Origin of the sequence: Paragemmobacter straminiformis (assembly GCF_014243445.1) — a bacterium.
Taxonomy (GTDB): Bacteria; Pseudomonadota; Alphaproteobacteria; order Rhodobacterales; family Rhodobacteraceae; genus Paragemmobacter; species Paragemmobacter straminiformis.
Window position 1 is genome coordinate 48,082 of the sequence record NZ_JACLQD010000001.1, and the last position, 26,150, is coordinate 74,231.

A 26,150-nucleotide genomic window follows, 5' to 3' on the forward strand; every position below is an offset into this window, starting at 1 on the left:
CGTTCTGCGGTCACGACAAAGCGAGAAGGACCGACCCCATGAGCCACGTCATAGACGCCGCCGTCACGGCACTCGCGGCCAAGCTCTCGGGTCCGCTCGACGGCGTGGCGAAATTCGTGATCGAGGGCGAAGGCGCGGTCATGATCGACGGGGCGACCGTCCGCGCGGGTGACGACCCCGCCGATGTGACCCTGACCGCCAGCACCGACACCTTCCGCGCCATCCTCGACGGCAGCCTGAACCCGACCACCGCCTTCATGACGGGCAAGCTCTCGGTCGATGGCAGCATGGGCCTTGCGATGAAACTCGGCTCGGTGCTGGGATGACAGCCGCCGCCCGCGCCAACGCCTCCCCCTCGCCCGCGCCCTACTATGCCGAGGTGGCCGACGGCCCCGCGGCGGGCCACGCGTTCTGGGTGCAGGCGCCGGGCGCGCGCATCCGCATCGGCATATGGCCCGAAGGGTCAAAGGGCACCGTCCTGCTGTTGCCCGGCCGCACCGAATATGTCGAGAAATACGGCCGCGCCGCCGAAGACCTGCGCCGGCGCGGCTATGCCTCGGTGGCCATCGACTGGCGCGGGCAGGGGCTTGCCGACCGCCCCGAGATCGACCGCATGGTCGGCCATGTCGCGCATTTCGACGAATACCAGCACGACCTCGACGCGGCCCTTGCCTTTGCGGCAAGCCTCGATCTGCCGCAGCCCTTCTACATGCTGGCCCATTCGATGGGCGGCTGCATCGGCCTGCGCGCACTGATGCGCGGGCTTCCCTTCAAGGCGGCGGCGTTTTCCGCCCCCATGTGGGGCATCAGCCTGTCGTCATGGATGCGCCCGCTTGCCCATGCGGTCACCACTCTGGCCGGTCCCTTCGGTCAGGCCCTGCGCTACGCGCCGATGACCAACCGCTTCAGCTATGTCCTGACCGCCCCGATGGCCGGAAACGTGCTGACCACCGATCCCGACATGTGGCACTACATGCACCGCCAACTCGTGGCGCACCCCGACCTCGCGCTTGGCGGGCCCAGCCTCGGCTGGGTCAACGCGGCCTTGCGCGAATGCGGCGCGCTCTCGAACCTGCCCGCCCCCGCCACGGCCTGCCTCACCGCCCTCGGCACCGCCGAACGGGTCGTCGACGTGGCACCGATCCACGAGCGGATGGCCGGTTGGCGCACAGGCCGCCTCGACCTTTACCAAGGGGCCGAGCACGAGGTCATCATGGAAACCGGAACCCATCGGACCCGCTTTTTCGACAGCGCGGCCGCCCTTTTCGACAGCCACCGCTGAAGCGAAGCCCTTCAAGGGACTTTGCGGAAATCTTGCCCGGCCTTGCGCCCGGACCCGCCGTGACGGGCGTCAGATGTTGATCTGGGCGAAGCCGTCGCGCAGCGCCTTGGACCATGCCTCCGACATGGCGCGGAACTGCTCGTCCCCCGCCTCGATCCGCCGCGTCTGCGACACCCGCAGCGCGTCGCGCTCGATCACGGCCAGATCGAGCGGCATCCCCACCGACAGGTTCGACCGCAAGGTCGAATCCATCGACAGCAGCACCGCCTTCTTGGCATCCGCAAGGCTGGTCGTGGGCTTCACCACACGGTCCAGAATCGGCTTGCCGTATTTATGCTCGCCGATCTGCAAGAAGGGCGTGTCCTCGGTCGCCTCGATGAAATTCCCCTCGGGATAGATCAGGAACAGCCGCATCGCGCCGCCCTTCCTTTGCCCCGCGACGATCATGCTGGCCGAAGCGCCCTGGTTCATCGCGCTCAGCTTTTCGTCCACATCGGCGCGCACCTGCGCCAGCGTGCTGCCGACCATCTCGGCCACCTTCAGCAAGGTCGGCGCCTTCAGGATCGAGGTTTCGGGCGTGCTCTCGGGGTCTTCCACCGCCTCGCGCAAGCGCGCCATCGTGGTCTGCGTCACCGACAGGCTGCCCGCCGTCATGATCGCGATCACCCGCTCGCCGGGATCTTCAAAGGTGAACATCTTGCGATAGGTCGAGATATTGTCGAGCCCCGCATTGGTGCGCGTATCCGACAGCAAGACCATGCCGTCCCGCAGCAGCAAGCCCACGCAATAGGTCATCTCCGGCCCCCTTCGCTCCGTTCCCGCGCAGACCCTATTGCTGCACCTGCCGGACCGCAACGGCCACATCCAAACTTTCCGCCCCGCCGCCCCGCGCCGTGCCGCGGATGGGGGCGGCATCCACCGCGTCGAACCCCGATCCAAGCCGGATGTAGCGGTCATCGGGGCAGCAGCGGTTCGATGCGTCGAACCCGATCCAGCCCAGCCCGCCCACGAAGATTTCGGCCCAGGCATGCGCCGCCTCCGGCGCGCCCTCGCCACTGGCGAACAGATAGCCCGAGACATAGCGCGCCGGCAGCCCCAGATGCCGCGCACAGGCGATCAGCGCCTGCGTATGGTCCTGACAGACGCCCTGCCCCTGCGCCAGCGCCTCGGCGGCCGTGGTCCGCGCATGGGTGGCCCCCGGCACATAGGCGATGGCATCCGACACCAGCGCCGAAAGCCTGTGCGCCTGCGCCAGATCGCCCGCCTCGTCGCGGGCCTGTTCGGCCAGCGCCGCCAGCGCCGCATCCGCCTGCGTGGCCAGCGTGTCGCACAGATAGACCTCGGCCGGCACGCTTTCGCGGTGGCCGCGCAACACGCCCGCCAGATCGACCGTCTCGACCGTGCCCGCCACGCGCACCGTGATCTCGCTCACCGGTCCGCGCACGGTCCAGCCCTGCACGCGGTCGCCCGCCCCGTCGCGGAACGCCCCGCCCTGCACGCCGTCGCTCACCGTCACGCTCCAGTCGCGCAGCTTCTGCCCGTCAAAGGCGCTCGGCACCAGCCGGTGGCTCTGCACCACCCCCCGCACGGGGCGGTCGTAGCGATAGGTGGTCACATGATCGACCGACAGCAGCATCAGCGCATATCCCCGCTCAGATAGGTTTCATGGATCACCGACCCCAGCGCCGCCGTCTGCTTGATGAAGCGCGTCAGGAAATCATGCAGCCCTTCCTCGAAGATGTCGTCCACCTTGGTCTCCTCGAGCGCCGCCCGCATCGCCCGCGCCTGCGCCTGCGCGTCGGTCGTCGCCCCGTATAGCTTTGCCAGCCGGTCCAGATGCCCCGAAAGGCCCTCGGCACAGGTGATCAGCGACCTGGGGCATTGCGAGTTCAGGATCAGGAAATGCGCGATCTTCGCCGCCGTGATCTCGCCGCCATAGGCCCAGTGGAACGCCCGGTGCGACGACATCGCCCGCAGCAGCGTCGACCATTGGTAATTGTCCAACCCCGAGCCGACGAAATCGAGCCGCGGCAGCAGGACGTAATATTTCACATCCATCAGACGCGCCGTGTTGTCCGCCCGTTCCAGCAGATAGCCGAGGTTCAGGAAATCCCATCCGTCATTGCGCAGCAGCGTGGCGTCGATCGCGCCCCGCACCATCGCGGCATGGCGCATGGTCCATTCGGTCAGGCGGCTCAACTCCAGCTCGCTGCGCGGCATCCGCTCCAGCGCCCGCAACTCCTGAAAGGCCGAATTGAGCGCGTCCCAGACCTGCGCCGTCAGCGCCGTCCGCACGATCCGCCCGTTCTCGCGCGCCGCCGTGATGCAGGCCGCGACCGAGGACGGGTTGTCATGGTCGAAGAACAGGAAACTTTCGATGTTCCGCTGCACGGGGTCGCCGTATTTCTTGGCAAAGGCATCGGCATTGCCCCCCGCCTGCAACAGGCTGTCCCATTCGTTGCGGTATCCCGCCGCACTCGGCAAAAGCGCGATCCGCGCCCCCACCTCGAGCAGCCGCGCCGCGGTTTCCGCCCGTTCCATATAGCGGGCGATCCAGAAAAGGTTGTCAGCGGTCCGGCTCAGCATGTCATCACTCCGCCAGCACCCAGGTATCCTTGACGCCCCCGCCCTGCGACGAGTTCACGACCAGCGACCCCTCCTTCAGCGCCACCCGCGTCAGCCCGCCCGGCACCAGTTCGATCCGCTCGCCCACCAGACAATAGGGCCGCAGGTCCACATGGCGCGGGGCCACCCCTTCGGCCACGAAGGTCGGCGTGGTCGAAAGCGCCAGCGTCGGCTGGGCGATGTAGTTTCCGGGGTCCGCCATGATCCGGTGACGGAAGCTTTCCACCTGCTCCCTGCTCGACTTCGGCCCCACCAGCATCCCGTAGCCACCCGATCCATGCACCTCCTTGACCACCAGATCGCCAAGGTTCGACAGCACATATTTCAGATCGTCCTCCTTGCCGCATTGCCATGTGGGCACGTTGTTGAGCAGCGGCTCCTCGCCCAGATAGAAGCGGATCATCTCGGGCACGAAGGTATAGACTGCCTTGTCATCGGCCACGCCCGCGCCGGGGGCCGAACAGATCGACACCCCGCCCGAGCGGTAGACATCCATCAACCCCGGCACGCCCAGCATGGAATCGGGCCTGAAACACAAAGGGTCGATGAAGGCATCGTCGATCCGGCGGTAGACCACATCCACGCGCCGCGGCCCCTCGGTCGTGCGCATGTAAAGGAACGGCCCCTGCACGAACAGATCCTGCCCCTCGACCAGTTCGATCCCCATCAGATCGGCAAGGAAGGAATGCTCGTAATAGGCGCTGTTGAAATGCCCCGGCGTCAGCAGGACGACAGTCGGCTCACCCTCGCATTTCTCGGGCGCGACCGATGCCAGCGTGCGGCGCAGCAGTTCGGGATAGCGGTCGACGGGTTCGATCCGGTTCTCGCGGAACAGATCGGGGAACATCCGCATCATGATCTCGCGGTTTTCCAGCATGTAGGACACACCCGACGGCGTGCGGCAATTGTCCTCGAGGACGAAGAAATCGTCCGGCCCTGTGCGGACAAGGTCCACCCCCACGATATGGCTGTATACCCCCTTCGGCGGCTTTATCCCCGCCACGGCCTTTTCATAGGCCTCGTTCTGGTAGACCAGCTTCGACGGAATCCGCCCCGCCCGCACGATCTCGCCCCGCCCGTAGATATCGACCAGAAAGGCGTTGAGCGCCCGCGCCCGCTGCTTGATGCCCTTCTCCAGCTTGCCCCATTCGGCCGAGGTAAAGACCCGCGGGAACATGTCGAACGGGATCAGCCGGTCCGGATCGCCCCCCTCGCCATAGACGGCAAAGGTGATCCCGATGCGGCGGAACAGCGCCTCGGCCTCGGCCTGCTTGAGGCTGCGCAATTCGGCAGGCATGGCCCGCATCCAGTCTTCCAGCCGCGCATAGGGCACCCGCACGCCGCCGCCCTGATACATCTCGTTGAAATAATCCGTCACCCGCAGCCCCCGCACCCGTCGTTGACCCGATCTAATCAGCCGAAACCGGCATGGGAAAGCGAAAGCGGACCGCCAAGCGGCTGCGACGGAAGCATTCGCCTATTTTTTGTGCATCACCCCCGGCACCCCCGGCGCGGCGCGCATGGCATGACCGCTCCGTCCCGCAGCGCGTCCCACCCGCGAAAGGGGGGCCGTCTGCCCCCCTCCGGCGCGTTCCGCGCCGCCCCCCGAGGATATTTTTGCGAGCATGAAAGCAGCAAGGGCCACAGTGGCCACGGTCAAAAAGCGGCAGACCGGCCTTTGCCCGCCACCGCACGTAGCCCGCCCCGTTTGGCCTTTTCCCCTGCGCGCACTACACTTGCCCGCATGACAGCGCTTCTCACCTTCACCGACCGCGGCATCTACTGCCCTGACGGAGATTTCTTCATCGACCCGTGGCGCCCCGTGCCGCGCGCGCTGGTCACGCACGGCCATTCCGACCACGCCCGCCGTGGCCACGGCCAGTATCTCTGCACCCATCAGGCGCTCCCCGTCATCCGCCACCGGCTGGGCGAGATCACCGCCTCCGGCATCGCCTATGGCGAAAGGCGGCGCATCGGCGGCGTCACCGTCAGCTTCCACCCCGCGGGCCATGTCCCCGGATCGGCCCAGATCAGGGTCGAGCGGGCGGGCGAGGTCTGGGTCGTCTCGGGCGACTACAAGACCGAAGCCGACGGTCTGGCCGAAGCCTTCGACCCCGTGCCGTGCCACGCCTTCATCACCGAATGCACCTTCGGCCTGCCCGTGTTCCGCTGGCAGCCACAGGCGCAGGTCATGGCCGGGATCGGCGCATGGTGGGCTGCCAATGCCGCCCTCGGCCGCCCCTCGATCATCGGGGCCTACAGCTTCGGCAAGGCCCAGCGCCTGATGGCGGGCCTGACACCGCAAGGGCCGATCCTCACCCACGGCGCTGTCGAAGATGTCACCACGATCCTGCGCAGCCAAGGCTATGCCCTGCCCGAAACCACCCGCGTCACCCCCGGCATCGACGCCAGATCCCACCCCGGCGCGCTGGTCATAGCGCCCCCCTCCGCCTTAGGCTCCGTCTGGGCACGGCGCTTCCAGAACGCGGACGAGGCCTTTGCCTCGGGCTGGATGGCCCTGCGCGGCATCCGCCGCCGCCGCGCCCTCGGCACGGGCTTCACCGTCTCCGACCACGCCGACTGGGACGGGCTCAACACCGCCATCCGCGCCACGGGCTGCGAACGCGTCTTCGTCACCCACGGCTACACCGGCCCCTTCCGCCGCTGGCTCGCCGAACAGGGCTATGACGCGGGCATCGTCGAAACCGCCTATGGCGACGAAGAAGAGGAAACCGCCCCCGTAGCCGAGGCCCACCCGTGACCGCCCCCCGTCTCGCCTGCATGAAGCCCCCCCTGTTCCTCTTGCCCCAAATATCCTCGGGAGGGGTCCGGGGAGGGCAGACAGCCCGCCCCGGCCTTTGCGCAAGGGTCCCGCGATGAAAGCCTTCGCCACCCTCTTTGCCGCCCTCGACGGCACGACCAAGACCGGCGCGAAACTCGCGGCCCTGACCCATTACTTCCAGACCGCCCCCGAAGCCGACCGCCTTTGGACCATCGCCCTCCTGTCGGGCCGCCGCCCCAAGCGCAGCGTCAACGCGACCGAACTGCGCCTCTGGGCGGCCGAGGCCGCGCACCTCCCCCTCTGGCTTTTTGAAGAGGCCTATGCCGTCACCGGCGACCTTGCCGAAACCATCGCCCATATCCTGCCGCCCCCCGCCACCGCCAGCGACCGCAGCCTGACCGCGACCATCACCTTCCTCGCCTCCCTCACCGGCCACCCTCCCGAGGCGCGCCGCGCCGCCATCTTTGCTGCATGGAACGAACTGGTCCCGACCGAGCGTTTCCTCTTCAACAAACTCCTGACCGGCGGCTTCCGCATGGGCGTCTCCCAAGGGCTGATGACGCGGGCGCTGGCCACGGCCACGGGGCAGGACGAAGCCACCCTCGCCCACCGCCTGATGGGCGACTGGTCGCCGCAGACCACCACCTTCGCCGCCCTCACCGCAGGCGCGGGCGACACGGGCACGGGCGACACGGGCGCAGGCTCGCGCCCCTATCCCTTCGCCCTTGCGGCCCAGCTTGAAGGCGGCCCCGAAACGCTTGGCGATCCCGCCGACTGGCGCGCCGAATGGAAATGGGATGGCATCCGCGGCCAGCTCGTCCACCGCGCAGGGGCCTTCGCCCTCTGGTCGCGGGGCGAGGAACTGGTGACCGACCGCTTTCCCGAATTCGCCCCCCTCGCGGATTTCCTGCCCCAAGGCACAGTGGTCGACGGCGAAATCCTCGCATGGGGGTCAAACCGCCCCCTTCCCTTCGCGCAACTTCAACCCCGCATCGGCCGCAAGACCGTGCCGAAGAAACTGCTGACCGAGGCCCCCGCCCGCCTCCTCGCCTATGACCTCCTGGAGGAAAACGGCCAGGACCTCCGCCCCCTGCCCTATGACACCCGCCGCGCCCGCCTCGCCGCCCTACTGGCAGACCTCCCCCCAACCCTCCCCATCGCCCTCTCTCTCGACGTCCCCTTCACCGACTGGGCCAGCCTCAGCGAAACCCGCGCCACCTCGCGCAGTGAAATGGCCGAGGGGATCATGCTCAAACGCGCCGCCTCGCCCTATCACGTGGGGCGCAAGCGCGGCGACTGGTGGAAATGGAAGCTCGACCCGTGGTCGGTCGATGCGGTGATGATCTACGCCCAATCCGGCCACGGCCGCCGCGCGGGCCTGTTCACCGACTTCACCTTTGCGTTGCGCGACGGCAACGACCTTGTCCCCTTCACCAAGGCCTATTCCGGCCTGACCGATGCCGAATTTGCCGAAATCACCCGCTGGGTCGGCAAGAACACGCTCGAACGCTTCGGCCCCGTCCGCCGCGTCACCCCCGAACTGGTGTTCGAAATCGCCTTCGAGGGCATCCAGAAAAGCCCCCGCCACAAATCGGGGCTGGCGCTGCGCTTCCCCCGCATGGCCCGCTGGCGGCGTGACAAGGGCGTGGACGGGATCGACACCTTGGCCAGCCTGCATGCGCTTTTGACCGCCACCTCGGGCTGAACCGGCAGAAGCGGGGGGTTTCACACCCCCCGCACCCCCCGTGGGATATTTGTCCGAGTATGAAAGGCGGCAGGGCGTTGAGCAGATTTCGCCCCTGTGACTTGCACCTTCCCGCCCCAGCCCCCTAGATACATCCCAGCACGTTAGATGAGGTTTGCCGAATGACGCTTCCCCTTCCCCGCCCCGTTTTCGACGCCAACGCCGCAGGCGGAGCCTTTGGCAAGCTTCCCGACTGGGACCTGACCGACCTTTACCCCGCCACGGACGCGCCCGAATTCACCCGCGACATGGGCTGGCTTGAAACGGCCTGCGCCGGTTTCGCCGCCCGATACGAAGGCAAACTCGCCAGCCTCGACGCAGCCGCCCTTCTCGCCTGCGTCAAGGAATACGAACAGATCGACGTGATCGCGGGCCGCATCATGTCCTTCGCGGGCCTGCGCTACTACCAGAACACGATGGACAGCGAGCGCGCCAAGTTCATGGCCGACGCGCAGGACAAGATCACCACCTTCACCACGCCGCTCGTGTTCTTCACGCTGGAATTCAACCGCCTCGACGAAGCCCACCTTGCAGGGCTGCTGGCGCAGAACGCCGACCTTGCCCGCTACAAGCCGGTGTTCGACCGCATGCGCGCCATGCGCCCCTACCAGCTGTCGGACGAGCTTGAGAAGTTCCTCCACGACCAGTCCACCGTCGGCTCGGCCGCATGGAACCGGCTCTTCGATGAAACCATGGCCGGCCTCATGTTCAGGGTCGCGGGCGAAGACGAGGAGCTGAACCTCGAAGCCACCCTCAACCTGCTCACCGACACCGACCGCAGCAAGCGCGAAGCCGCCGCCCGCGCGCTGGCCGAGGTGTTCGACAAGCACATCAAACTCTTCGCCCGCGTCCACAACACGCTGGCCAAAGAGAAAGAGATCGAGGACCGCTGGCGCAAGATGCCGAACCCGCAGACCGCGCGGCACCTTTCCAACCACGTCGAACCCGAGGTTGTCGAAGCCCTGCGCAATGCCGTGGTCGCGGCCTATCCCAAACTCTCGCACCGCTACTACCGACTGAAAGCGAAATGGATGGGGCTGGACAAGCTGCAAATCTGGGACCGCAACGCCCCCCTGCCCATCGAAAATCCGAAAACCGTCGACTGGGACACCGCCCGCAGCATGGTGATGGACGCTTACGGCGCCTTTGCCCCCGAAATGGCCGACCTTGCCAAGCCCTTCTTCGAAAAGGGCTGGATCGACGCAGGCGTGAAACCCGGCAAAGCCCCCGGCGCCTTTGCCCATCCGACCGTCACCACCGTCCACCCCTATGTCATGCTCAACTACCTGGGCAAACCGCGCGATGTGATGACGCTGGCCCATGAACTCGGCCACGGCGTGCATCAGGTCCTCGCCGCAGGCCAGGGCGAACTCCTTTCCTCCACCCCCCTCACCCTTGCCGAAACCGCATCCGTCTTCGGCGAGATGCTGACCTTCCGCAAACTCCTCGACAACGCCAAAACCCCCGCCGAGCGCAAGACCCTCCTCGCCGGCAAGGTCGAGGACATGATCAACACGGTCGTGCGCCAGATCGCTTTCTACGATTTCGAATGCAAACTCCACGCCGCACGGGCGACAGGGGAACTCACCCCCGACGACATCAACGCCCTGTGGATGAGCGTTCAGGCCCAATCCCTCGGCGATGCCTTCGACTTCATGGACGGGTATGAGACTTTCTGGGCCTATATCCCGCATTTCGTCCACTCGCCCTTCTACGTCTATGCCTATGCCTTCGGCGACGGCCTCGTGAACGCGCTCTATGCCGCCTATGCCGATGGCCTGCCCGACTTCCAGACCAAATACTTCGACATGCTGAAAGCGGGCGGCTCGAAACACCACAAGGACCTTCTCGCCCCCTTCGGCCTCGACGCCTCGGACCCGAAGTTCTGGGACAAGGGCCTGTCCATGATCGCGGGTTTCATCGACGAACTCGAGGCGATGGAAGACTGACACAGCAAAAAGGCGCGGGATACCCCCCGCGCCCTTTCAGCCTTGCAAGAAATACTCCGGGGGGGATCGGCCATGGGCCGATCGGGGGGCTGGCCCCCCTCCTCGCCGGGTCAGGCAAATACCCCGCCCCAAGAAGGGGCGGGATTTTTCGCAGAAAAATCGCCCTAAAGCGAAATCTCCCGCGCCGTGGCAAAGGCCGCGTCGATCATCTTCTGCGTGCCGATGGTGAACTCCAGCGGGCAGGGATAGGCGGCACCCGTCCGCAGCGAACGCCCGAAATTCTCGACCTGCAACTTGTAATGGTTCGCCGCGGGCCAACGCTCGCTCGTCACCGTCTGCCCGTTGTGCAACTCGATCCGCGCCTCGGCAAAAAGGTTCGCGTTGAACGGCCCGTTCGCCACCTTGAGCAAGCCCTTGTCGCCGTGGAACGTCACCTCCTGCCGGTTCTGCAACCGCATCGAGGTCATGGCGGTATAGGTCGCGCGTCCCAGCGGCCCTTGCAGGATCGCATCGACCTCGGCCCAGACATCGACGCCATTCTCGCGGATCATCCGGCAGGACAGGTCCACCGCCTCGGCCCCCGTCACGAAGCGCGCCGATCCATAGGTGTAGACCCCGATGTCGCGGATACCGCCGCCGCCCGTATCGGGGCGGTTGCGGATGTTTTCCGGCTCATCCTCGTTGTTGTAGCTGAAAAAGGCATCCACATGCTTCAGCTTGCCGATGGCCCCGCCCTGCACCAGTTCGCGCGCGCGGATCCATTGCGGATGGTGCACGATCATATAGGCCTCGGCCACCAGCAGCCCCGATTTGTCCCGCGCCGCGATCAACTGGTCGATCTCTGCGGCGGTCATCGAAATCGGCTTCTCGGTCAGCACATGCTTGCCCGCCGCCACCGCCTTCAGCGTCCATTCCACATGCACGTGGTTCGGCAGCGGAATATAGACCGCGTCGATCGTCGGGTCGGCCAGCAACTCGGCATAGCTCATCTGTTTCAGCGAGGGGCAGAAATCCCAGCCTTCCGCCGCTCCGGGCTTCGAGGTGCCAAGCGCCACCAACTCGGCATTGTCGGCCATATGGATGGCGGGCGCCATCTGCTCGCGTGCGAATTTGGCGTTGCCAAGCACGCCCCAACGGACGGTTTTCATCGCGGTTTCCTCCCAAGGATTGTGATGCGGACGCTATTGCCAAGCGCCGGCGGGCGCAAGCGCGGCCACGCCATGCCCTTGCGCGGGGTCCGGCACGACGGGCGGGCCCGATGCCCGCCGCCGCTCAGTCCTTGCGCAGGCGCAACAGGGTCATCATGCGGAAAGGCGGCAGATAGGCTTCCTCGACCAGCGTGACGCCCTTGGTGCCCAGAACCACCTCGCGGCGGAAATCCGAATGCCAGCCGATCAGGTTCGCCAAGGGGGCCGCCCAGTCCTCGAGCGTCGCAAGCAGGCCCTTGTCCGACGGGTCGCGCGCGAAATGGTTCACCACCAGCAAGGTGCCGCCGGGGCGCAGCACGCGCACCATCTCGGCCATCACCCGTTCGGGTTCGGGCACCACCGACATGATATGCATCGCCGCCACGGAATCGAAGCTGCCATCGGCAAAATCCATCCGCCGCGCATCCATCTCGCGCAGCGCCGCCACATGGCCAAGCCCAAGTTCGGCCACCTTTTCGCGCGCCTTCTCAAGCATCTCGGCCGAAGCGTCGATCCCCGTCACCTCGACACCCGCGCCATAGTGCTGCAAGGCCAGCCCCGTGCCGACCCCGACTTCCAGCACCCGCCCCCCCAGACCGTTCAGCACCGAAACCGCACGCCGCCGCCCGACGCCCGTGACCCGCCCGAAGGTCAGGTCATAGACAGGCGCCCAAAGCGCGTATGATTTCCGAACGGCCTGAATATCCATCAATGCGCCTTTCTTTCCGCGACTTCACGCCGCCACAGGAACCCGATCGCCACCAGATAGGCCACAGCCAGCCCCAGCAGCGTCACCCAAGGATAGGTCAGCAGCGCGGCAACCACCGCCGCCCCGCCAACCAGATAATACTTCGCGTTCTCGGCATAGACCGTCACCCGCTTGAGCGAGGGCGTGCGGATGCGGCTGATCATCAAAGCCCCCATCGCCACCATCCAGATCGCGATGGCCGCCCCGGGCACCTTCAGCCCGCCATACCAGCAGAACGACAGATACATCGGCGCCAGCACCAGCATCGCCCCCGCAGGGCTGGGAACGCCGATAAAGGTGGTGCGTTCCGCAGGCTCGGCCCCGACCGCGGCCTTGTTGCCCACGTTGAACCGCGCCAGCCGCAACATGCAGCAGATGGCATAGATCAAAGCCGCGATCCAGCCGAGCGACGCCTCCCCCTTCAGCCCCCAGAAATAGAGAACCATCGCCGGGGTGACGCCGAAATTGACGAAATCGCCAAGGCTGTCCAGTTCGGCCCCGATGGCGCTTTCCGATTTCAGGATCCGCGCCAGACGCCCGTCAAGCGCATCGAGCGCCGCCGCCAGCCCGATCAGCGCAATCGCCGTGGCATAGCGCCCGTCGACCGCGAAGCGGATCGCCGTCAGCCCCGAACACAGGCCAAGGATCGACACGAGGTTCGGCAAAAGCTGGAGGATATGCAGCTTGCGGCGCGGCGTCGGCGCGTTGTGGGGCGCGTCCATTCCCGTCACTCCATCCGCGCCATGCGCTGCGGCGTCTCCTGTCCCAGCACCGCGATCACGGTTTCGCCCGCCACGCAGTTCTGGCCCAGCGCCACCTGCGGCTGCACGCCATCGGGCAGGTAGATGTCAAGCCGCGACCCGAAGCGGATCAGCCCGAACCGCTCGCCCGTGCGCAACTCCTGCCCCTTGACGGCGAAGCAGACGATCCGCCGCGCCACCAGCCCGGCAATCTGCACCACCGCGATCGAGCGGCCATCGGCCATGTCGATCCGCAGCGAATTGCGCTCGTTGTCGATCGAGGCCTTGTCCATCGCCGCATTCAGGAACTTGCCCGGACGATAGGCGATTTCCGCCACACGCCCCGCGATCGGCGCGCGGTTCACATGGCAGTTGAATACCGACATGAAAACCGACACCCGCATCAGCGCCTCGGGGCCCATGCCAAGCTCTTCCGGCGGCACGGCCCGCTCGATCAGCGACACCACCCCGTCGGCGGGCGAGACCATCAGCCCCGCATTCAGCGGCACGGCGCGTTTCGGATCGCGAAAGAAGTAATAGCACCAGACCGTCAGCCCGACGCCAACCCAGCCCAGCGGCTCCCAGACCCAGAACAGGACCAGCGTCACGGCGGCGAAAGCCGCGACAAAGGGATAACCCTCGCGGTGCATCGGCTTCAGGAAAGTCTCAAGCATCGTCATCGGCATCACTCCGGGTTCGGGCGTCGTAACGGCTGCCCCCCGAACGGGCAACCGGAAACGACGCTTCATCACGAAAAAACGTCAGACACGGCGGCCCGACGGGTTCACGGGGTTAGATAATGCAATCCCGCCCCCGCAACCACCCCGACAAACCGCCCCGCCCCGCTGCCTCCCGCCAAAGGGGGGCCGTCTGCCCCCCTCGCGCCCCTGGCGCTCACCCCCCGAGAGTATTTGGGCAAAGGTGACGCACAAAAAAGAAAAGGCGCAGGCCGGAAAGCCGCGCCTTTGCCCATTAGCGCTTGCCAAAATAGGCGGGGTGGGTCGGGCGGCGGAGGGGCTGGCCCCCCGTCTTTGCCGGGGCAAGGGGCAGGCTCAGCCCGGAACGACCATGCCCTTGCCCTTGGCCAGTTCGCGCATCCGCACCTGCAGCTTTTCAAAGGCGCGCACCTCGATCTGGCGGATGCGCTCGCGGCTCACGCCATAGCTTTCCGACAGTTCTTCCAGCGTGACGGGCGTGTCGGCCAGACGGCGCTGCATCAGGATGTCGCGCTCGCGCTCGTTCAGCACCGAAAAGGCCTGCGTCAGCAGGGCGCGCCGCGTGTCAAGCTCGTCGCGCTCGGCATAGGCGCCCGCCTGATCGCTGTCCTCGTCCTCCAGCCAGTCCTGCCACTGGGTCGACCCGTCGCCATCGGACCCGACCGTCGCATTCAGCGAGGCATCTGCCCCGGCCATGCGGCGGTTCATGTCGATGACTTCCTCTTCCGTCACCGACAGGTCCTTGGCGATCTGCGCGACATTCTCGGGGCGCAGGTCACCCTCCTCGAGAGCGCCAAGCTTGGCCTTGGCCTTGCGCAGGTTGAAGAACAGCTTTTTCTGCGCGCTGGTGGTGCCCAGTTTCACAAGGCTCCACGACCGCAGGATGTATTCCTGGATCGACGCGCGGATCCACCACATGGCATAGGTCGCAAGCCGGAAGCCGCGCTCGGGATCGAAGCGCTTGACGGCCTGCATCAGACCGACATTCGCCTCCGAGATCACCTCGGCCTGCGGCAGGCCATAGCCGCGATAGCCCATCGCGATCTTGGCGGCGAGCCGCAGGTGGCTTGTGACCAGCTGGTGTGCCGCGCCCGCGTCCTCGTGGTCGACCCAGCGCTTGGCCAGCATGTATTCCTCTTCCGGTTCCAGCAGGGGAAACTTGCGGATCTCCTGCAGGTAGCGGTTCAGCCCCTGTTCCGGACTCGGCGCCGGAAGGTTGGTATAGGTGCTCATGTCGTGCCCCCTCTCTGTCCCCCGGTCTTTTCTAAGCCCCGGCGGGATCGGCTAAGTTAGGAAAGCCCGGCGTCGCTTGCAAGACCGCCGCGCATTCCAGATTTTAACGCAAGATGGTGACCATTCCGTTGCGACCCAAGGCCCGCTTCGGTGCGCTCACGCACATGTCAGCGATTGTTTCAGCATCCGCCGGCGCTGTTTGCGCCGGACATGTGCACAGATGCGCGGCACATGCGCCGACCCAACGCCCGACTCTGCCTGCCGTTCCCCCCGAACGCCCGCCCCAGACCGCCCGCGCCCGTCTGACGGCGCCCGACTGGCAGACCGCCTTCACACGCCTGCCCGCAGCGCCTCGACCAGTGCCGCCAGATCGTCGGGCAGAGGGGCCTCGAATTCCATCCGCGCGCCCGTCACCGGATGGTCGAAGCCAAGCGAGGCCGCATGCAGCGCCTGCCGCGCAAAGGCGTTGCCCAGGGCCGCCGCCGCATCGCCCACCGCCTTGGGAGACAACCGCCGCTTGCCGCCATAGGTCTGGTCGCCCAAAAGGCCGTGCCCCGCATGGGCCATATGCACCCTGATCTGGTGCGTCCGCCCCGTTTCCAGCCAGCATTCCACCAGCGCGGCCCCGCCCATCGCCTGCCGCCCGCCATAGCTTTCCAGAACCCGCGCCCGCGTCACCGCATGCCGCCCGGCCCCGTCCCAGACGACCGCCTGCCGCTGGCGGTCGGTCTTATGCCGCGCAAGGCCCGTGGCGATCCGGACGATGCCGCCGGTCTCGAAGGTCACCCCCTTCATCCCGCGCAGGCGCGGGTCGGCGGCATCGGGCGTGCCGTGGACAAGCGCGATGTAATGGCGCGTGACCGAATGGTCCTCGAACTGCCGGGCAAGGCCGTGATGCGCGCGGTCGGTCTTGGCCACGACCAGCAACCCCGTCGTGTCCTTGTCGATCCGGTGCACGATGCCCGGCCGCCTCTCTCCGCCGATCCCCGACAAGCTGTCGCCGCAATGATGCAGAAGCGCATTGACCAGCGTGCCATGCGGCGTGCCGGGGGCGGGATGCACCACCATCCCCGCCGGCTTGTCGATCACCACCAGATCCGCATCCTCGTAGATGACCGCCAGCGGAATATCCTCGGGCAGGGCGTCATATTCCTCGGCCGGCGCGAGGATGAGGGTGAACACCTCCCCCTCGGCCACCTTCGTCTTGGGATCGGTGACCGCGACGCCCTCGCGCAGCACGTCCCCCTCGGCGATCATCTTCATCAACCGCGACCGCGACAGCGCCGCTTCCTCTGGCACCTCGCGCGCCAGCGCCTTATCAAGACGGTCAGGCGGGTTTTCCCCGATCACCACGGTCAAACGGGCATCCGTCTCGGAAAGGGCTGGCATGGACGACGCTCCGCAGGTTACCGGTCTGACGCCGGGTCTGAAATTTCTCAAGGCGCTCGTGATCCTTCTGATGATCACGATGATCGGGGGTGTCATAACCATCGTGGCCGTGCTTGTCACCCGCATGCCGGACGGCAACACCATTCCGCTTCCCGAAAACCTGACCTTGCCCGACGGGGCGCAGGCCGCATCCTTCACCCTCGGCACCGATTACATGGTCATCACCACGACCGACGGGCGCATTCTGGTCTTTGGCCGCGACGGCACCTTCCGCAAAAGCGTGCCGCTGGACTGACGCGCAAGGGGGGCTGTCCGCCCCCCGCCGCCGCGGCATCGCCTCGCCGCCTCCCCCCGAGGATATTTGGACGAGCATGAAAGGGCCAAGGGCGCGCCTCCGCCCTTTCAGCCTTGCACAAATACTCTCGGGGGGCGCGGGGGGCAGACGGCCCCCCGCTCCGCCGGCCGCCGGTGCCGCCCCGCGATCAGACCTTGCCCCTTCCCCCCCCGAAACGCCGGAAACCGACCCGGCCACGCCGCATCGGGGCTGGACCTCGCGCGCCCTTGCCGCCACCCTTGCCGCGACCAACAGGAGAAGCGACATGATCGGCGACCTCGGCGCGGAAGATGCAACCGAACTGGCAAACTGGGTCGCGCGCGGCGATGTCAGCCCCTCGGAACTGCTTGACGCAGCCCTTGCCGCCACCGCCAAACGCAACCCCGTGATCAATGCGGTCGTGCTGGTCCAGGAAGAAACCGCCCGCAAATCCATTGCCGACGGCCTGCCGCACGGCCCGTTCCGCGGCGTGCCCTTCCTGCTGAAGGACCTCGGGGCAGAGGCCATCGATTTTCCCAGCCACAACGGCTCGCGGCTGCTGGCCAACACGCGATACGCCCGCGATTCGGCCATCTTCGAACGGATGCGCGCCACCGGCGTCGTCACCTTCGGCCGCACCACCAGCCCCGAGATGGGCATCGGTGCCGCAACCGAATCCGCCGTCTACGGCGGGCCGACGCGCAATCCGTGGAACCTCGACCACACCTCGGGCGGCTCGTCAGGGGGCGCGGGGGCGGCGGTTGCGGCGGGCATCGTGGCCTTCGCCCATGGATCGGACGGGGGCGGCTCGGTCCGCATCCCCGCCTCGAGCTGCGGGCTTTTCGGCTTCAAACCCACCCGCGCCCGCCTGCCCGACGGCCCCTATGCCGGCGAGGGCTGGGCCGGCATGGCCATCGACGGCTTCCTGACCCGCTCGGTCCGCGACACGGCCACCATGCTCGACGCCTGCATGGGCCCCGACCTCGGCGCGCCCTATGTCGCCCCGCCCCTGCTGCGCAGCCATGCCGATGCCATCAGCCGCCCGCCGCGCCGCCTGCGCGTGATGCTCTGCGACACCACCTTCACCGGCACCGCCATCGACCCGCAGGTCGCTTCCGCCGTCCGCGCCGCAGGCAAACTGCTCGAGGACCTCGGCCACCATGTCACCCCCGGCTGCCCCAAGGCCGACGTGCCGATGATGATGCGCGCATGGACCGACATCGTCGGCATCGGCACCGCCCTTTCCGTCCGCTCCGCGCTCGGGGGCCGCGACGCGGCCGCGCTTGTCGAGGGCGTCTCGCGCGGGGCGCTGGCCCATGCCGAAACCCTCCACCCCACGCGCTACCTGCAAGCCGTGGGCGAAATCCACGACTTCGGCCGCCAGATGGCCCGCGCCATCGAGGGGTTCGACATCATCCTGTCGGCAACCCTGGCCGAACCGCCCGCGCTGGTGGGCCGCTTCTCGCACAAGACCGATGATTACGTCGCCTTCCGCATGGGGCCGGACGGGGTATTCCCCTATTCCCCCTTCTGCGCCGTTTTCAACGCCTCGGGCCAACCCGCGGCCTCGGTTCCCTTGGGCCAATCCGACACGGGCCTGCCCATCGGCATCCACCTTGCGGCACCTTTCGGACAGGACGAAACCCTCATCGCCCTATGCGCAGAACTTGAGCGCGCAACCCCCTGGGCCGCCCGACGTGCGCCTATGGCGGGGTGAACGCGCGTATAACGCTTGCATTACGGCGAATCGACGGTCCTAATATGATCAAAAATACGGGGAGACCGCCGCTTTGACCGCAGCGACGCAAAGCATGATCGAGGCCCGCCACACGGTGAAGGCTTTCGGTCAGGGTGACCACATCGTCCGCGCCCTCGACGATGTCTCGATCACCATAAACAAAGGTGAATTCTTTACCCTGCTCGGGCCTTCCGGCTGCGGCAAGACCACGCTCTTGCGCCTGATCGCCGGGTTCGAGATGCCGACCGCGGGGCACATCCTGCTCGACGGGGTCGACATCACCGACCTGCCGCCGAACCGGCGGCCCGTGAACACCGTGTTCCAGAGCTACGCGCTCTTCCCCCACCTCACCGTGGCGCAGAACATCGGTTTCGGCCTCGAAATGCAGGGCCGCCCCAGGGCCGAGGTGGCAAAGACCACCGCCGAGATGCTCGCCCTCGTGAAACTCGAGCCGATGGCCAACCGCAAGACCAGCCAGCTTTCCGGCGGCCAGCAACAGCGCGTGGCGCTTGCCCGCGCGCTGGCGCCGAAGCCCAAGGTGCTGCTGCTCGACGAACCCCTGTCCGCGCTCGACCTCAAACTGCGCAAAGAGATGCAGGTGGAACTCAAACGCCTGCAACAGGAAACCGGCATCACCTTCGTCTTCGTCACCCACGATCAGGAAGAGGCCCTCACCATGTCCGACCGCATCGGCGTGATGAGTGCGGGCAAACTGCAACAGGTGGGCAGCCCGAAAGACATCTACACGCGGCCCGTCAACCGCTTCGTTGCAAGCTTCATCGGCGAGACGAACTTCCTGCCCGCCACCCCCGTTGCGGGCGGGCTGCAACTCGGCTGCGGCGCGGTGGTCGAGGGGCTGACGACGGCGAAACCCTCGGTCACCCTGACGATCCGCCCCGAACAGATCCGCATCACCCCCGCCGATGACGCGGGCGCGATCCCCGCCACCGTCACCTCGCTCGTCTATTTCGGAACCGACACGCATTGCCACATGGCGCTGTCCGACGGGGCCGAGGTCGTCGTCCGCGTCCAGTCCCCCGCCTCGGGCGAAGCGGGCGTCAGAACGGGCGACAGCGTCGGCCTGCGCTTCCAGCCCGCCGCGGCCCAAGTGCTGGAGGACTGACCTTGGCAAGCGAAGCCGAAACCCGCCAAGTCGCCGCCTCGACCCGCGCAGGCTGGCTGCTCTCGACCCCGGCGCTGGTGCTTCTGGCCTTTGGCGCCATCGGCCCGCTCCTGATCGTCGTGGTCTATTCCTTCCTGCTGCCGGGCAAATACGGCAACGTGGAATGGGGCTTCAGCCTCGATGCATGGCGCGGCATCCTCTTCACCCGCGACATCTTCGACGACACCCTCGTCCTTGCCGACGCGCATCTGTCGATCTTCTGGCGTTCGGTCAAACTCTCGACCCTGACGACTCTTTTCACCTTTGCCGTGGGCTTTCCCACCGCATGGTTCATCGCCACGCGCCCGCAGAAGCAACGCGCCTTCTGGCTGTTCCTCATCACCATCCCCTTCTGGACCAACCTGCTGATCCGCACCTTCGCGATCAACGAGATCATCCGCTCCGAAGGGCTGTTGAACACGCTGCTGCTGTGGCTTGGCGTGATCGACCGGCCGCTCGAGATCATCTACACCGATTTCGCGGTCTTCGTCGGCATGACCTATGTCTACCTGCCGCTCATGGTGCTGCCGCTCTTTGCCGCCATCGACCGTTTCGACATGCGCCTTCTGGAAGCGGGCTACGACCTGTATGCGAGCCGCTGGCAGGTGCTGCGCCGCATCATCCTGCCCATCGTCAAACCGGGCATCATCGCAGGCTCGATCCTCGTTTTCGTGCCTGCACTGGGGGCTTACGTCACGCCGCGCATCCTTGGCGGCGGCAAGCAGATGATGATCGGCAACTTCATCGAACTGCAATTCGGTCAGGGCCGCAACTGGCCGCTCGGCGCCTCGCTTTCGGTGACGCTGCTCGTCATCGTGACCGCCGCCCTGCTGGTCTATGTCCGCTTCGCCAACCGCGACCGCGAGGTGAACCATGGCTGACCGCGGTTTCTCCGTCTCGCGCCTGCCGGGCTTCACCCCCACCGCGATGCTTGTTTTCGTGGCGCTTTACCTGCCCATCCTCATGCTTGTGGCCTTTTCCTTCAACGCGGGCAAATCCGTCGCCTCGTTCGAGGGCTTTACCCTGCAATGGTTCGTCAAGGCATGGGCCAACGACCATGTGAAAGACGCGACCCTGCGCTCGCTCGTCATTGCGGTCGTCGCGGCCAGCGTGGCCACCGTGGTCGCCACCGCCGCGGCACTTGGCACCACGCGCAGGAAAGCGTTCAAGGGCCAGACCTTCATCTATGTCGTCATCAACCAGCCGCTGATGGTGCCCGAAATCGTCACCGCCGTGGCCCTGCTGATCTTCTTTGCCCAGATCAAGGTGCTGACCGGCTATCAGGGCTTGGGCTACCTTGTCACCGCCCATGCGGCCTTCTGCATTCCCTTTGCCTATCTGCCCATCCGCGCGCGGCTCGAAGGCATGGACCTCACGCTCGAATCCGCCGCGGCCGACCTTTATGCCAGCCCGTGGCAGACCTTCCGCTTCGTCACCCTGCCGCTTCTGCTGCCGGGCATGATCGCGGGCTTCATGCTGGCCTTCGTCACCTCGCTTGACGATGTGGTCATCACCCTCTTCGTCAAATCCGCCGGTCAGGACACGCTGCCCACCTATATGCTGGGCCAGATCCGCCGCCAGATCACGACCGAGGTCTACGCCATTTCCACGGTGCTGCTGGGACTTACGGTCGTGCTTCTGACCGCCTTCTTCCTGCTGACCCGCAAGAAAGACTGACAACGACACTCTGCCAATAAGAAACCAACGGGAGCCTGAGACCATGAAAAGACTGCTGACAGCCACGGCGATGCTTCTCGCCACCGCCGCGATGGCGCAAGCCGAGGGAGAGCTGCAACTCTTCAACTGGGGCGACTACACCAGCCCCGAACTGCTTGCGAAATTCGAGAAAGAGACGGGGATCAAGGTCACCGTCACCGATTACGACAGCAACGACACGGCCCTTGCCAAGATCGAGGCGGGCGGCCACGGCTTCGACCTCGTGGTGCCGTCGGCCAACTACGTGCCGATCTACGTCGAAAAGGGCCTCGTGCAGGAACTCGACCTGTCCAAGCTGCCCCACCACGGCAACATCGCCCCCGAATGGGTCAATGTCGACTACGATCCGGGCCGCAAATACTCGGTTCCGTGGCAGTGGGGCCTGACCGGCATGGCCGTCAACCAGACCGTCTATTCCGGCGACATCAACACCTCGGCCATCTTCCTCGACCCGCCGCCCGAACTGGTCGGCAAGGTCAACGTGACCCCCGAGATGAACGACATCATCTCGCTCACCACCATGTATCTGGGCGGCGAGCTTTGCTCGGAAGACCCCGAGCTGATGAAGAAGGTCCGCGACAAGCTGCTGGAAGCCAAGCCGAAATGGGTGTCGATGGACTACGGCATGACCGAGAAGATGGCGACCAACGACGTCATGGCCTCGGTCTACTGGAACGGCGCCATCTTCCGCTCGCGCCTGCAGAACCCCGATGTGAAATTCGGCTTCCCGAAAGAGGGTTTCCCGATCTTCATGGATCAGGTCATGCTGCTTGCCGACGCGCAGAACGTGGAAGAGGCGTATAAATTCCTCGACTTCATCGAACTGCCGGAAAACGCCGCGCTGATTTCCGGCTTCGCGCGCTACGCCAACGGCATCTCGGGCTCGGGCGAATTCATGCCCGCCGACATGAAGGACGCGCCCGAAATCAACATCCCCGAAGAGTTCAAGTCGAAGGGCGTGTTCCTCAAGACCTGCACCGGCAAGGCGCAGGACTACATCACCGCCATCTGGACCGAACTCCAGAAGTGATGACCAACGCCGGAGGGGGCCAGCCCCCTCCGGACCTCCCCCGGAGTATTTGGGCAAGGATGAACATGCAGGATCTGTGCGGGCTTTCCGCCTCTGACCTCGCGCGGCTGATAGCGGGGCGAGAGGTGAAACCCTCCGAACTGATGGAAGCCACCCTGGCCCGCATCGCTGCGGTGAACCCTTCGGTCAACGCCATCGTCTCGATGCCCGATGCCGATGCGCTGATGGATCAGGCCCGCGCCGCCGATGATGCGGCGCCCGCAGGCTGGCTGCACGGCATCCCGATGGCGGTCAAGGACCTGTTGGCCGTCAAGGGCATCCGCACCACATGGGGCTCGCCGCTCTATGCCGGGCACATCCCGCAAGCCGACGATCTTCTGGCCGCCCGCATGCGCGCGGCGGGGGCGATCTTCATCGGCAAGACCAATACGCCCGAATGGGGCCACGGCTCGCACAGCTTCAACCCCGTCTTCGGCGCGACGCGCAACCCCTATGAGCTGTCGCGCAGCGCGGGCGGGTCCTCGGGCGGGGCCGCGGCGGCGCTTGCCACGCGCATGGTGGCGGTGGCAGACGGCTCGGACATGATGGGATCGCTGCGCAACCCCGCCGCCTTCTGCAACGTCTACGGCTTCCGCCCCAGCTACGGCCTTGTCCCTGCCGATGCCGAGGGCGACACCTACCTCGCCACACTCGCCACCGAAGGCCCGATGGCCCGCAACGTCGAGGACATCGCCCGCCTTCTGGCCGTGCAAGCGGGCGAAAACCCCGCCGTGCCCTTCGGCCGCCCTGCCGAACCCTTTGCCGACAGGCTGCACAGCGACCTGCGCGGCAAGCGCATCGCATGGCTTGGCGACTGGGGCGGCGCCTACCGGTGCGAGGACGGCATCCTGCCGCTCTGCGAAACGGCGCTTGCAACCTTTGCCGACCTCGGCGCCACGGTCGAGGCGCTTACCCCGCCCTTCCCCGCCGAAAAGCTGTGGTTCGCCTGGACCACGCTGCGCGCCATGCTCAACTCGAACGGCAAGCGCGCGCTTTACGACGATCCGGCCAAGCGCGCGCAGCTCAAGCCCGAAACCCTGTGGGAGATCGAGCAGGGCCTCGGCCTTTCTGCCGACGCGGTCTTTGCCGCCTCGGAAATCCGCTCGCGCTGGTATGCCCATGCCGCGCGCCTTTTCGACCGCTATGACGCCCTTGTCATGCCGACGGCGCAGGTCTGGCCCTTCCCCGTCGAATGGCGCTGGCCGCAATCCATCAACGGCCATCCGATGGACACCTATCACCGCTGGATGGAGGTGGTCATTCCCGTCTCGCTTCTTGGCCTGCCCGCGCTGAACATCCCCGCGGGCTTCGGGCAGAACGGCCTGCCGATGGGCATGCAGCTCGTCACCCGTTTCGGCACCGACGCGGCCTGCCTTGCGCTTGGCCACAGCTACCACATGGCGACCGACTGGCCGAACCGCCGCCCGCCCGTCCTCTAGCAGCCCGACCTTTAGAGACCCGTCCTACAGATCGTAGCGGAACAGTTCGTCATAGCGCGCCCCCTTGGGCGACAGATGCGACTGGAACAGGCAGAAATGGTCCACCTGCCAAGGATCGGTCGCGAACCCTCCGCCCAGCGCCACGGCGCGTTCCAGCCGCATCGCCTCGTCCGGAGGCGGCGGGGCAAAGCGCCCCAGCGTCACATGCGGCACGAACTTGCGCGCCGCGCAGTCGATCCCGGCCACCTGCGCCGCCCGCTCCAGCTTGGCCTGCAGGCGCACCAGCGGCCCGGACGCCGCCACCCCGGCCCAGGCGGCCTTGGGCTTGGCCCCGCCGAACAGCCCCAACCCCTGCAAGCGCAGCTCGAACGGCGGCACCCGCACCTCGGCAAAGCGTTCATGCGCGGCCTCGAGCGCCCAATCCTGCACCTCGCCCAGAAACACCAGCGTCAGGTGGAACCCCTCGGGCTCGACCGACTTGGGCAAAGGCAGCAGGAACTGCTGCACCCGCAGCGCAGACATCACCGCCTCGGGCAGGGGCAGCGCCAGAAACACCCGCATCATCGCCGTGCCAATGCCTCCAGCCGCGCCTTCACCTCGTCGCGCAACATGCCCTCGCGCGCGGGGTCAAGCAAGGTCTCCATCATCGCGGCCCCGGGCAGCGCCCGCCCGCCGCCGTTCCACGACAGGCCGCGCAGCACGGCGCAGGCCGCCTCGGGCAGGCGCAGCGGCAGCTCGAACCCCGCCAGCACGCCCCAAAGCGCCGTCCAGCAGCGCCCGACCGACCACGGGTTATAGCCGCCCCCGCCCAGCAGCAGGAACCGCTCGGCCAGCGGCAACAGCCCGCGCAACACCCCGATATAGGCGCGGTTCGACAGGCACAGCCGCGACAGCGGATCCTCGAGCAGACTGTCGGCCCCTGCCTGCAACACGATGACATCGGGCCGGAACGCCGCCACGCGCGGCAGGATCAACTCCTCGCGCACCGCCCGCATTTCCGTATCGTTGAACCCCTTCGGCACCGGCAGGTTGAAGGCATTGCCCCCCGCATCCTCGGCAAGTGCCCCCGTAAAGGGCCAGCGCGCCTCCTCATGGACCGAGATCATCAGCACATCGTCGCGCCCCGCAAAGACCGGCTCCACCCCGTCGGCGTGATGCGCGTCGATATCGACATAGGCCACCCGCAACCCCGCCCGCAGAAAGGACAATATCCCCAGCACCGGATCGTTCAGATAACAGAAACCGTTGGCGCGGTCGGGCATCCCGTGATGCGTCCCGCCGCCCGGCACGTAAATGCGCCCCGCCCCCTGCGCCAACATGTCGGCAGCCAGCAGCACGCCCCCCGCCCCCGTCGCGGGCCGCGAATAGATCTGCGGAAAAACCGGGTTCGACGCCGTCCCGATCTGGTGGCGCGCCCGCGTTCCGGCATCGACAGCGCCCTCCGCCTCGGCCCGCAGAAGGGCTGCGATATACTCGGGCGTGTGAAAGGCGGTCAAAGCGGCAGGTTTCGCCTTGGGGCTGGTGCGATAGCGCCCGTCAAGCCAGCCCAGCGCGCGCGCCAGATCCATCACCACCGGCACGCGCGGAATACGCAGCGGATGCGCCCCGCCATAGGACGAGCCGCGATAGACCTCGGCGCCGATGAACAGCGCCTCGCCGCCTGTCACGGCAGCAGCGCCTCGATCTTGCGCGTCACGGCACTTGCATTGGGCCGCATCAGGCTGCCCCATGTCGCCACGACCCCGCCTTGCCCGTCCAGCAACACCTTGTTGAAATTCCAGTTCGGCTCGAAGCCGTGATCGGCCTTGAGCATGGCATAGAACGGATGCGCCTCGGGTCCGGTGACATGGGTGATGTCGGTCATCGGAATGGTCAGGTCGAAGTTGGTCGCGCAATACTCCTTGACCGCCTTGCCATCGCCCAGCTCCTGGTTGAAATCGTCCGACGGCACCGCCAGCACGACAAGCCCCTTGGCGCCATATTCATCCTGCAAGGCCTGCAAATCGTCGAACTGCGGCGCGAACCCGCAAAGCGAGGCGGTGTTGACCACCAGCACCGGCTTGCCCCTGTAATCGTCCAGATCGATCTTTCCCCCGTCGATCGAGGGGAAGCTGTATCCGGCCAGCGCAGGAACCGGCAGCAGTGCTGCGGCGCTGACAAGGGCGGCGGCAAAGGCTTTGGCAAGGGTGCGCATGTCTGTCTCCGGGTTCATCTCTGTTGCTAGATAAGCCCCGAACCGCCGCCGTCAAACGCCAAAGCTGCGACAAACGTGGCCGCAGCGGCACAGCTTTGCCCTCTTCGCGCCGCTCAAGCGGAAA

25 protein-coding genes are annotated in these 26,150 nt (G+C 66.5%); 12 read left to right on the forward strand and 13 right to left on the reverse strand.

The features are described from left to right. Positions 1–38 precede the first annotated feature (38 nt). Together H7F16_RS00220 and H7F16_RS00225 are read left to right on the forward strand one after the other, a co-directional pair. Positions 39–326 (forward strand): SCP2 sterol-binding domain-containing protein, encoded by a 288-nt coding sequence (locus tag H7F16_RS00220; RefSeq protein ID WP_185795549.1) that lies wholly within the window; start codon positions 39–41, stop codon positions 324–326. Then, positions 323–1,282 (forward strand): alpha/beta fold hydrolase, encoded by a 960-nt coding sequence (locus tag H7F16_RS00225; protein WP_185795550.1) that lies wholly within the window; start codon positions 323–325, stop codon positions 1,280–1,282. The genes H7F16_RS00220 and H7F16_RS00225 overlap by 4 nt, the downstream gene beginning before the upstream one ends. A gap of 69 nt (positions 1,283–1,351) precedes the next feature. On the opposite strand, the gene H7F16_RS00230 is transcribed toward H7F16_RS00225, so the two are convergent. Genes H7F16_RS00230 through H7F16_RS00245 form a run of 4 tightly spaced genes read right to left on the reverse strand, consistent with a single transcriptional unit; the run spans position 1,352 to position 5,264 of the window. Beyond that, the gene (locus H7F16_RS00230; protein ID WP_185795551.1) at positions 1,352–2,077 is read right to left on the reverse strand and encodes a proteasome-type protease; all 726 of its coding nucleotides are present in this window, start codon (positions 2,075–2,077) and stop codon (positions 1,352–1,354) included. Between the two features lie 34 nt (positions 2,078–2,111). Next, positions 2,112–2,918 carry a transglutaminase family protein gene (locus tag H7F16_RS00235; protein ID WP_185795552.1) on the reverse strand — a complete coding sequence of 269 codons (807 nt, stop codon included), beginning with the start codon at positions 2,916–2,918 and terminating at the stop codon, positions 2,112–2,114. Beyond that, positions 2,918–3,868, reverse strand: coding sequence for an alpha-E domain-containing protein (locus H7F16_RS00240; protein WP_185795553.1), 951 nt, complete (start codon positions 3,866–3,868; stop codon positions 2,918–2,920). Before H7F16_RS00240 ends, H7F16_RS00235 begins: the two co-directional genes overlap by 1 nt. Positions 3,869–3,872: 4 nt before the next feature. Next, positions 3,873–5,264 carry a circularly permuted type 2 ATP-grasp protein gene (locus H7F16_RS00245; RefSeq protein ID WP_185796582.1) on the reverse strand — a complete coding sequence of 464 codons (1,392 nt, stop codon included), beginning with the start codon at positions 5,262–5,264 and terminating at the stop codon, positions 3,873–3,875. Positions 5,265–5,651: 387 nt separating this feature from the next. On the opposite strand from H7F16_RS00245, the gene H7F16_RS00250 reads away from it, so the two are divergent. From H7F16_RS00250 to H7F16_RS00260, 3 genes are all read left to right on the forward strand, one after another. Then, complete coding sequence (locus tag H7F16_RS00250) at positions 5,652–6,668, forward strand: ligase-associated DNA damage response exonuclease (protein WP_185795554.1); 1,017 nt, start codon at positions 5,652–5,654, stop codon at positions 6,666–6,668. A 115-nt stretch (positions 6,669–6,783) separates the two neighbouring features. After that, positions 6,784–8,394 carry an ATP-dependent DNA ligase gene (locus H7F16_RS00255; protein ID WP_185795555.1) on the forward strand — a complete coding sequence of 537 codons (1,611 nt, stop codon included), beginning with the start codon at positions 6,784–6,786 and terminating at the stop codon, positions 8,392–8,394. A 161-nt stretch (positions 8,395–8,555) separates the two neighbouring features. Next, positions 8,556–10,382: a M3 family oligoendopeptidase gene (locus H7F16_RS00260; protein WP_185795556.1), complete on the forward strand. Its 1,827-nt coding sequence runs from the start codon at positions 8,556–8,558 to the stop codon at positions 10,380–10,382. A gap of 164 nt (positions 10,383–10,546) precedes the next feature. Here the strand turns inward: H7F16_RS00260 and H7F16_RS00265 are convergent, their stop codons facing one another. The 6 genes from H7F16_RS00265 to H7F16_RS00290 form a co-directional block, all read right to left on the reverse strand. Continuing rightward, the gene (locus tag H7F16_RS00265; protein WP_185795557.1) at positions 10,547–11,530 is read right to left on the reverse strand and encodes a Gfo/Idh/MocA family protein; all 984 of its coding nucleotides are present in this window, start codon (positions 11,528–11,530) and stop codon (positions 10,547–10,549) included. Positions 11,531–11,654: 124 nt separating this feature from the next. Beyond that, positions 11,655–12,278, reverse strand: a complete 624-nt coding sequence (locus tag H7F16_RS00270) for a class I SAM-dependent methyltransferase (RefSeq protein ID WP_185795558.1) — start codon at positions 12,276–12,278, stop codon at positions 11,655–11,657. Next, the gene (gene pssA / locus H7F16_RS00275) at positions 12,278–13,039 is read right to left on the reverse strand and encodes a CDP-diacylglycerol--serine O-phosphatidyltransferase (RefSeq protein ID WP_185795559.1); all 762 of its coding nucleotides are present in this window, start codon (positions 13,037–13,039) and stop codon (positions 12,278–12,280) included. Before pssA ends, H7F16_RS00270 begins: the two co-directional genes overlap by 1 nt. A gap of 5 nt (positions 13,040–13,044) precedes the next feature. Beyond that, complete coding sequence (locus tag H7F16_RS00280) at positions 13,045–13,743, reverse strand: phosphatidylserine decarboxylase (protein WP_185796583.1); 699 nt, start codon at positions 13,741–13,743, stop codon at positions 13,045–13,047. Positions 13,744–14,109: 366 nt separating this feature from the next. Further along, positions 14,110–15,006, reverse strand: coding sequence for an RNA polymerase sigma factor RpoH (rpoH, locus tag H7F16_RS00285; RefSeq protein ID WP_185795560.1), 897 nt, complete (start codon positions 15,004–15,006; stop codon positions 14,110–14,112). A 330-nt stretch (positions 15,007–15,336) separates the two neighbouring features. Then, on the reverse strand, positions 15,337–16,395 hold the full coding sequence (locus tag H7F16_RS00290; RefSeq protein ID WP_185795561.1) for an RluA family pseudouridine synthase: 1,059 nt from the start codon (positions 16,393–16,395) through the stop codon (positions 15,337–15,339). On the opposite strand from H7F16_RS00290, the gene H7F16_RS00295 reads away from it, so the two are divergent. The 7 genes from H7F16_RS00295 to H7F16_RS00325 all read left to right on the forward strand — a co-directional run bounded on the left by H7F16_RS00295 (position 16,394) and on the right by H7F16_RS00325 (position 23,832). Then, positions 16,394–16,690 carry a DUF6476 family protein gene (locus tag H7F16_RS00295; RefSeq protein WP_185795562.1) on the forward strand — a complete coding sequence of 99 codons (297 nt, stop codon included), beginning with the start codon at positions 16,394–16,396 and terminating at the stop codon, positions 16,688–16,690. The genes H7F16_RS00290 and H7F16_RS00295 overlap by 2 nt on opposite strands. A 304-nt stretch (positions 16,691–16,994) precedes the next feature. Next, complete coding sequence (locus H7F16_RS00300; RefSeq protein ID WP_185795563.1) at positions 16,995–18,425, forward strand: amidase; 1,431 nt, start codon at positions 16,995–16,997, stop codon at positions 18,423–18,425. 94 nt (positions 18,426–18,519) lie between these two features. Continuing rightward, positions 18,520–19,569, forward strand: coding sequence for an ABC transporter ATP-binding protein (locus H7F16_RS00305; protein WP_185795564.1), 1,050 nt, complete (start codon positions 18,520–18,522; stop codon positions 19,567–19,569). Between the two features lie 2 nt (positions 19,570–19,571). After that, positions 19,572–20,489: an ABC transporter permease gene (locus H7F16_RS00310; protein ID WP_185795565.1), complete on the forward strand. Its 918-nt coding sequence runs from the start codon at positions 19,572–19,574 to the stop codon at positions 20,487–20,489. Next, the gene (locus H7F16_RS00315) at positions 20,482–21,285 is read left to right on the forward strand and encodes an ABC transporter permease (protein ID WP_185795566.1); all 804 of its coding nucleotides are present in this window, start codon (positions 20,482–20,484) and stop codon (positions 21,283–21,285) included. The genes H7F16_RS00310 and H7F16_RS00315 overlap by 8 nt, the downstream gene beginning before the upstream one ends. A 43-nt stretch (positions 21,286–21,328) precedes the next feature. Beyond that, positions 21,329–22,354, forward strand: a complete 1,026-nt coding sequence (locus tag H7F16_RS00320; protein WP_185795567.1) for an extracellular solute-binding protein — start codon at positions 21,329–21,331, stop codon at positions 22,352–22,354. 65 nt (positions 22,355–22,419) lie between these two features. Continuing rightward, positions 22,420–23,832 (forward strand): amidase, encoded by a 1,413-nt coding sequence (locus H7F16_RS00325; protein WP_185795568.1) that lies wholly within the window; start codon positions 22,420–22,422, stop codon positions 23,830–23,832. 24 nt (positions 23,833–23,856) lie between these two features. Here H7F16_RS00325 and thpR read toward each other — a convergent pair whose 3' ends face one another. The 3 genes from thpR to H7F16_RS00340 are packed head-to-tail and all read right to left on the reverse strand — an operon-like array spanning position 23,857 to position 26,026. Further along, a complete protein-coding gene (gene thpR / locus H7F16_RS00330; protein WP_185795569.1) occupies positions 23,857–24,396 on the reverse strand; it encodes an RNA 2',3'-cyclic phosphodiesterase in 540 nt (179 codons plus the stop codon). Further along, positions 24,393–25,562 carry an acetoin utilization protein AcuC gene (locus tag H7F16_RS00335; RefSeq protein WP_185795570.1) on the reverse strand — a complete coding sequence of 390 codons (1,170 nt, stop codon included), beginning with the start codon at positions 25,560–25,562 and terminating at the stop codon, positions 24,393–24,395. Before H7F16_RS00335 ends, thpR begins: the two co-directional genes overlap by 4 nt. After that, the gene (locus H7F16_RS00340) at positions 25,496–26,026 is read right to left on the reverse strand and encodes a glutathione peroxidase (protein WP_185795571.1); all 531 of its coding nucleotides are present in this window, start codon (positions 26,024–26,026) and stop codon (positions 25,496–25,498) included. Before H7F16_RS00340 ends, H7F16_RS00335 begins: the two co-directional genes overlap by 67 nt. Positions 26,027–26,150: the final 124 nt, after the last annotated feature.

Coding starts and splice junctions, on each gene's coding strand:
- H7F16_RS00305 (WP_185795564.1), top strand. CDS start 18,520: ATGATCGAGGCCCGCCACACGGTGAAGGCTTTCGGTCAGGGTGACCAC.
- H7F16_RS00250 (WP_185795554.1), top strand. CDS start 5,652: ATGACAGCGCTTCTCACCTTCACCGACCGCGGCATCTACTGCCCTGAC.
- H7F16_RS00280 (WP_185796583.1), bottom strand. CDS start 13,743: ATGCCGATGACGATGCTTGAGACTTTCCTGAAGCCGATGCACCGCGAG.
- H7F16_RS00220 (WP_185795549.1), top strand. CDS start 39: ATGAGCCACGTCATAGACGCCGCCGTCACGGCACTCGCGGCCAAGCTC.
- H7F16_RS00325 (WP_185795568.1), top strand. CDS start 22,420: ATGCAGGATCTGTGCGGGCTTTCCGCCTCTGACCTCGCGCGGCTGATA.
- H7F16_RS00265 (WP_185795557.1), bottom strand. CDS start 11,530: ATGAAAACCGTCCGTTGGGGCGTGCTTGGCAACGCCAAATTCGCACGC.
- H7F16_RS00225 (WP_185795550.1), top strand. CDS start 323: ATGACAGCCGCCGCCCGCGCCAACGCCTCCCCCTCGCCCGCGCCCTAC.
- thpR (WP_185795569.1), bottom strand. CDS start 24,396: ATGATGCGGGTGTTTCTGGCGCTGCCCCTGCCCGAGGCGGTGATGTCT.
- H7F16_RS00300 (WP_185795563.1), top strand. CDS start 16,995: ATGATCGGCGACCTCGGCGCGGAAGATGCAACCGAACTGGCAAACTGG.
- H7F16_RS00295 (WP_185795562.1), top strand. CDS start 16,394: ATGGACGACGCTCCGCAGGTTACCGGTCTGACGCCGGGTCTGAAATTT.
- H7F16_RS00270 (WP_185795558.1), bottom strand. CDS start 12,278: ATGGATATTCAGGCCGTTCGGAAATCATACGCGCTTTGGGCGCCTGTC.
- H7F16_RS00260 (WP_185795556.1), top strand. CDS start 8,556: ATGACGCTTCCCCTTCCCCGCCCCGTTTTCGACGCCAACGCCGCAGGC.
- H7F16_RS00335 (WP_185795570.1), bottom strand. CDS start 25,562: ATGGGGCAGCCTGATGCGGCCCAATGCAAGTGCCGTGACGCGCAAGAT.
- H7F16_RS00255 (WP_185795555.1), top strand. CDS start 6,784: ATGAAAGCCTTCGCCACCCTCTTTGCCGCCCTCGACGGCACGACCAAG.
- H7F16_RS00315 (WP_185795566.1), top strand. CDS start 20,482: ATGGCTGACCGCGGTTTCTCCGTCTCGCGCCTGCCGGGCTTCACCCCC.
- H7F16_RS00340 (WP_185795571.1), bottom strand. CDS start 26,026: ATGCGCACCCTTGCCAAAGCCTTTGCCGCCGCCCTTGTCAGCGCCGCA.
- H7F16_RS00240 (WP_185795553.1), bottom strand. CDS start 3,868: ATGCTGAGCCGGACCGCTGACAACCTTTTCTGGATCGCCCGCTATATG.
- H7F16_RS00235 (WP_185795552.1), bottom strand. CDS start 2,918: ATGCTGCTGTCGGTCGATCATGTGACCACCTATCGCTACGACCGCCCC.
- H7F16_RS00245 (WP_185796582.1), bottom strand. CDS start 5,264: ATGTATCAGGGCGGCGGCGTGCGGGTGCCCTATGCGCGGCTGGAAGAC.
- pssA (WP_185795559.1), bottom strand. CDS start 13,039: ATGGACGCGCCCCACAACGCGCCGACGCCGCGCCGCAAGCTGCATATC.
- H7F16_RS00320 (WP_185795567.1), top strand. CDS start 21,329: ATGAAAAGACTGCTGACAGCCACGGCGATGCTTCTCGCCACCGCCGCG.
- H7F16_RS00230 (WP_185795551.1), bottom strand. CDS start 2,077: ATGACCTATTGCGTGGGCTTGCTGCTGCGGGACGGCATGGTCTTGCTG.
- H7F16_RS00290 (WP_185795561.1), bottom strand. CDS start 16,395: ATGCCAGCCCTTTCCGAGACGGATGCCCGTTTGACCGTGGTGATCGGG.
- rpoH (WP_185795560.1), bottom strand. CDS start 15,006: ATGAGCACCTATACCAACCTTCCGGCGCCGAGTCCGGAACAGGGGCTG.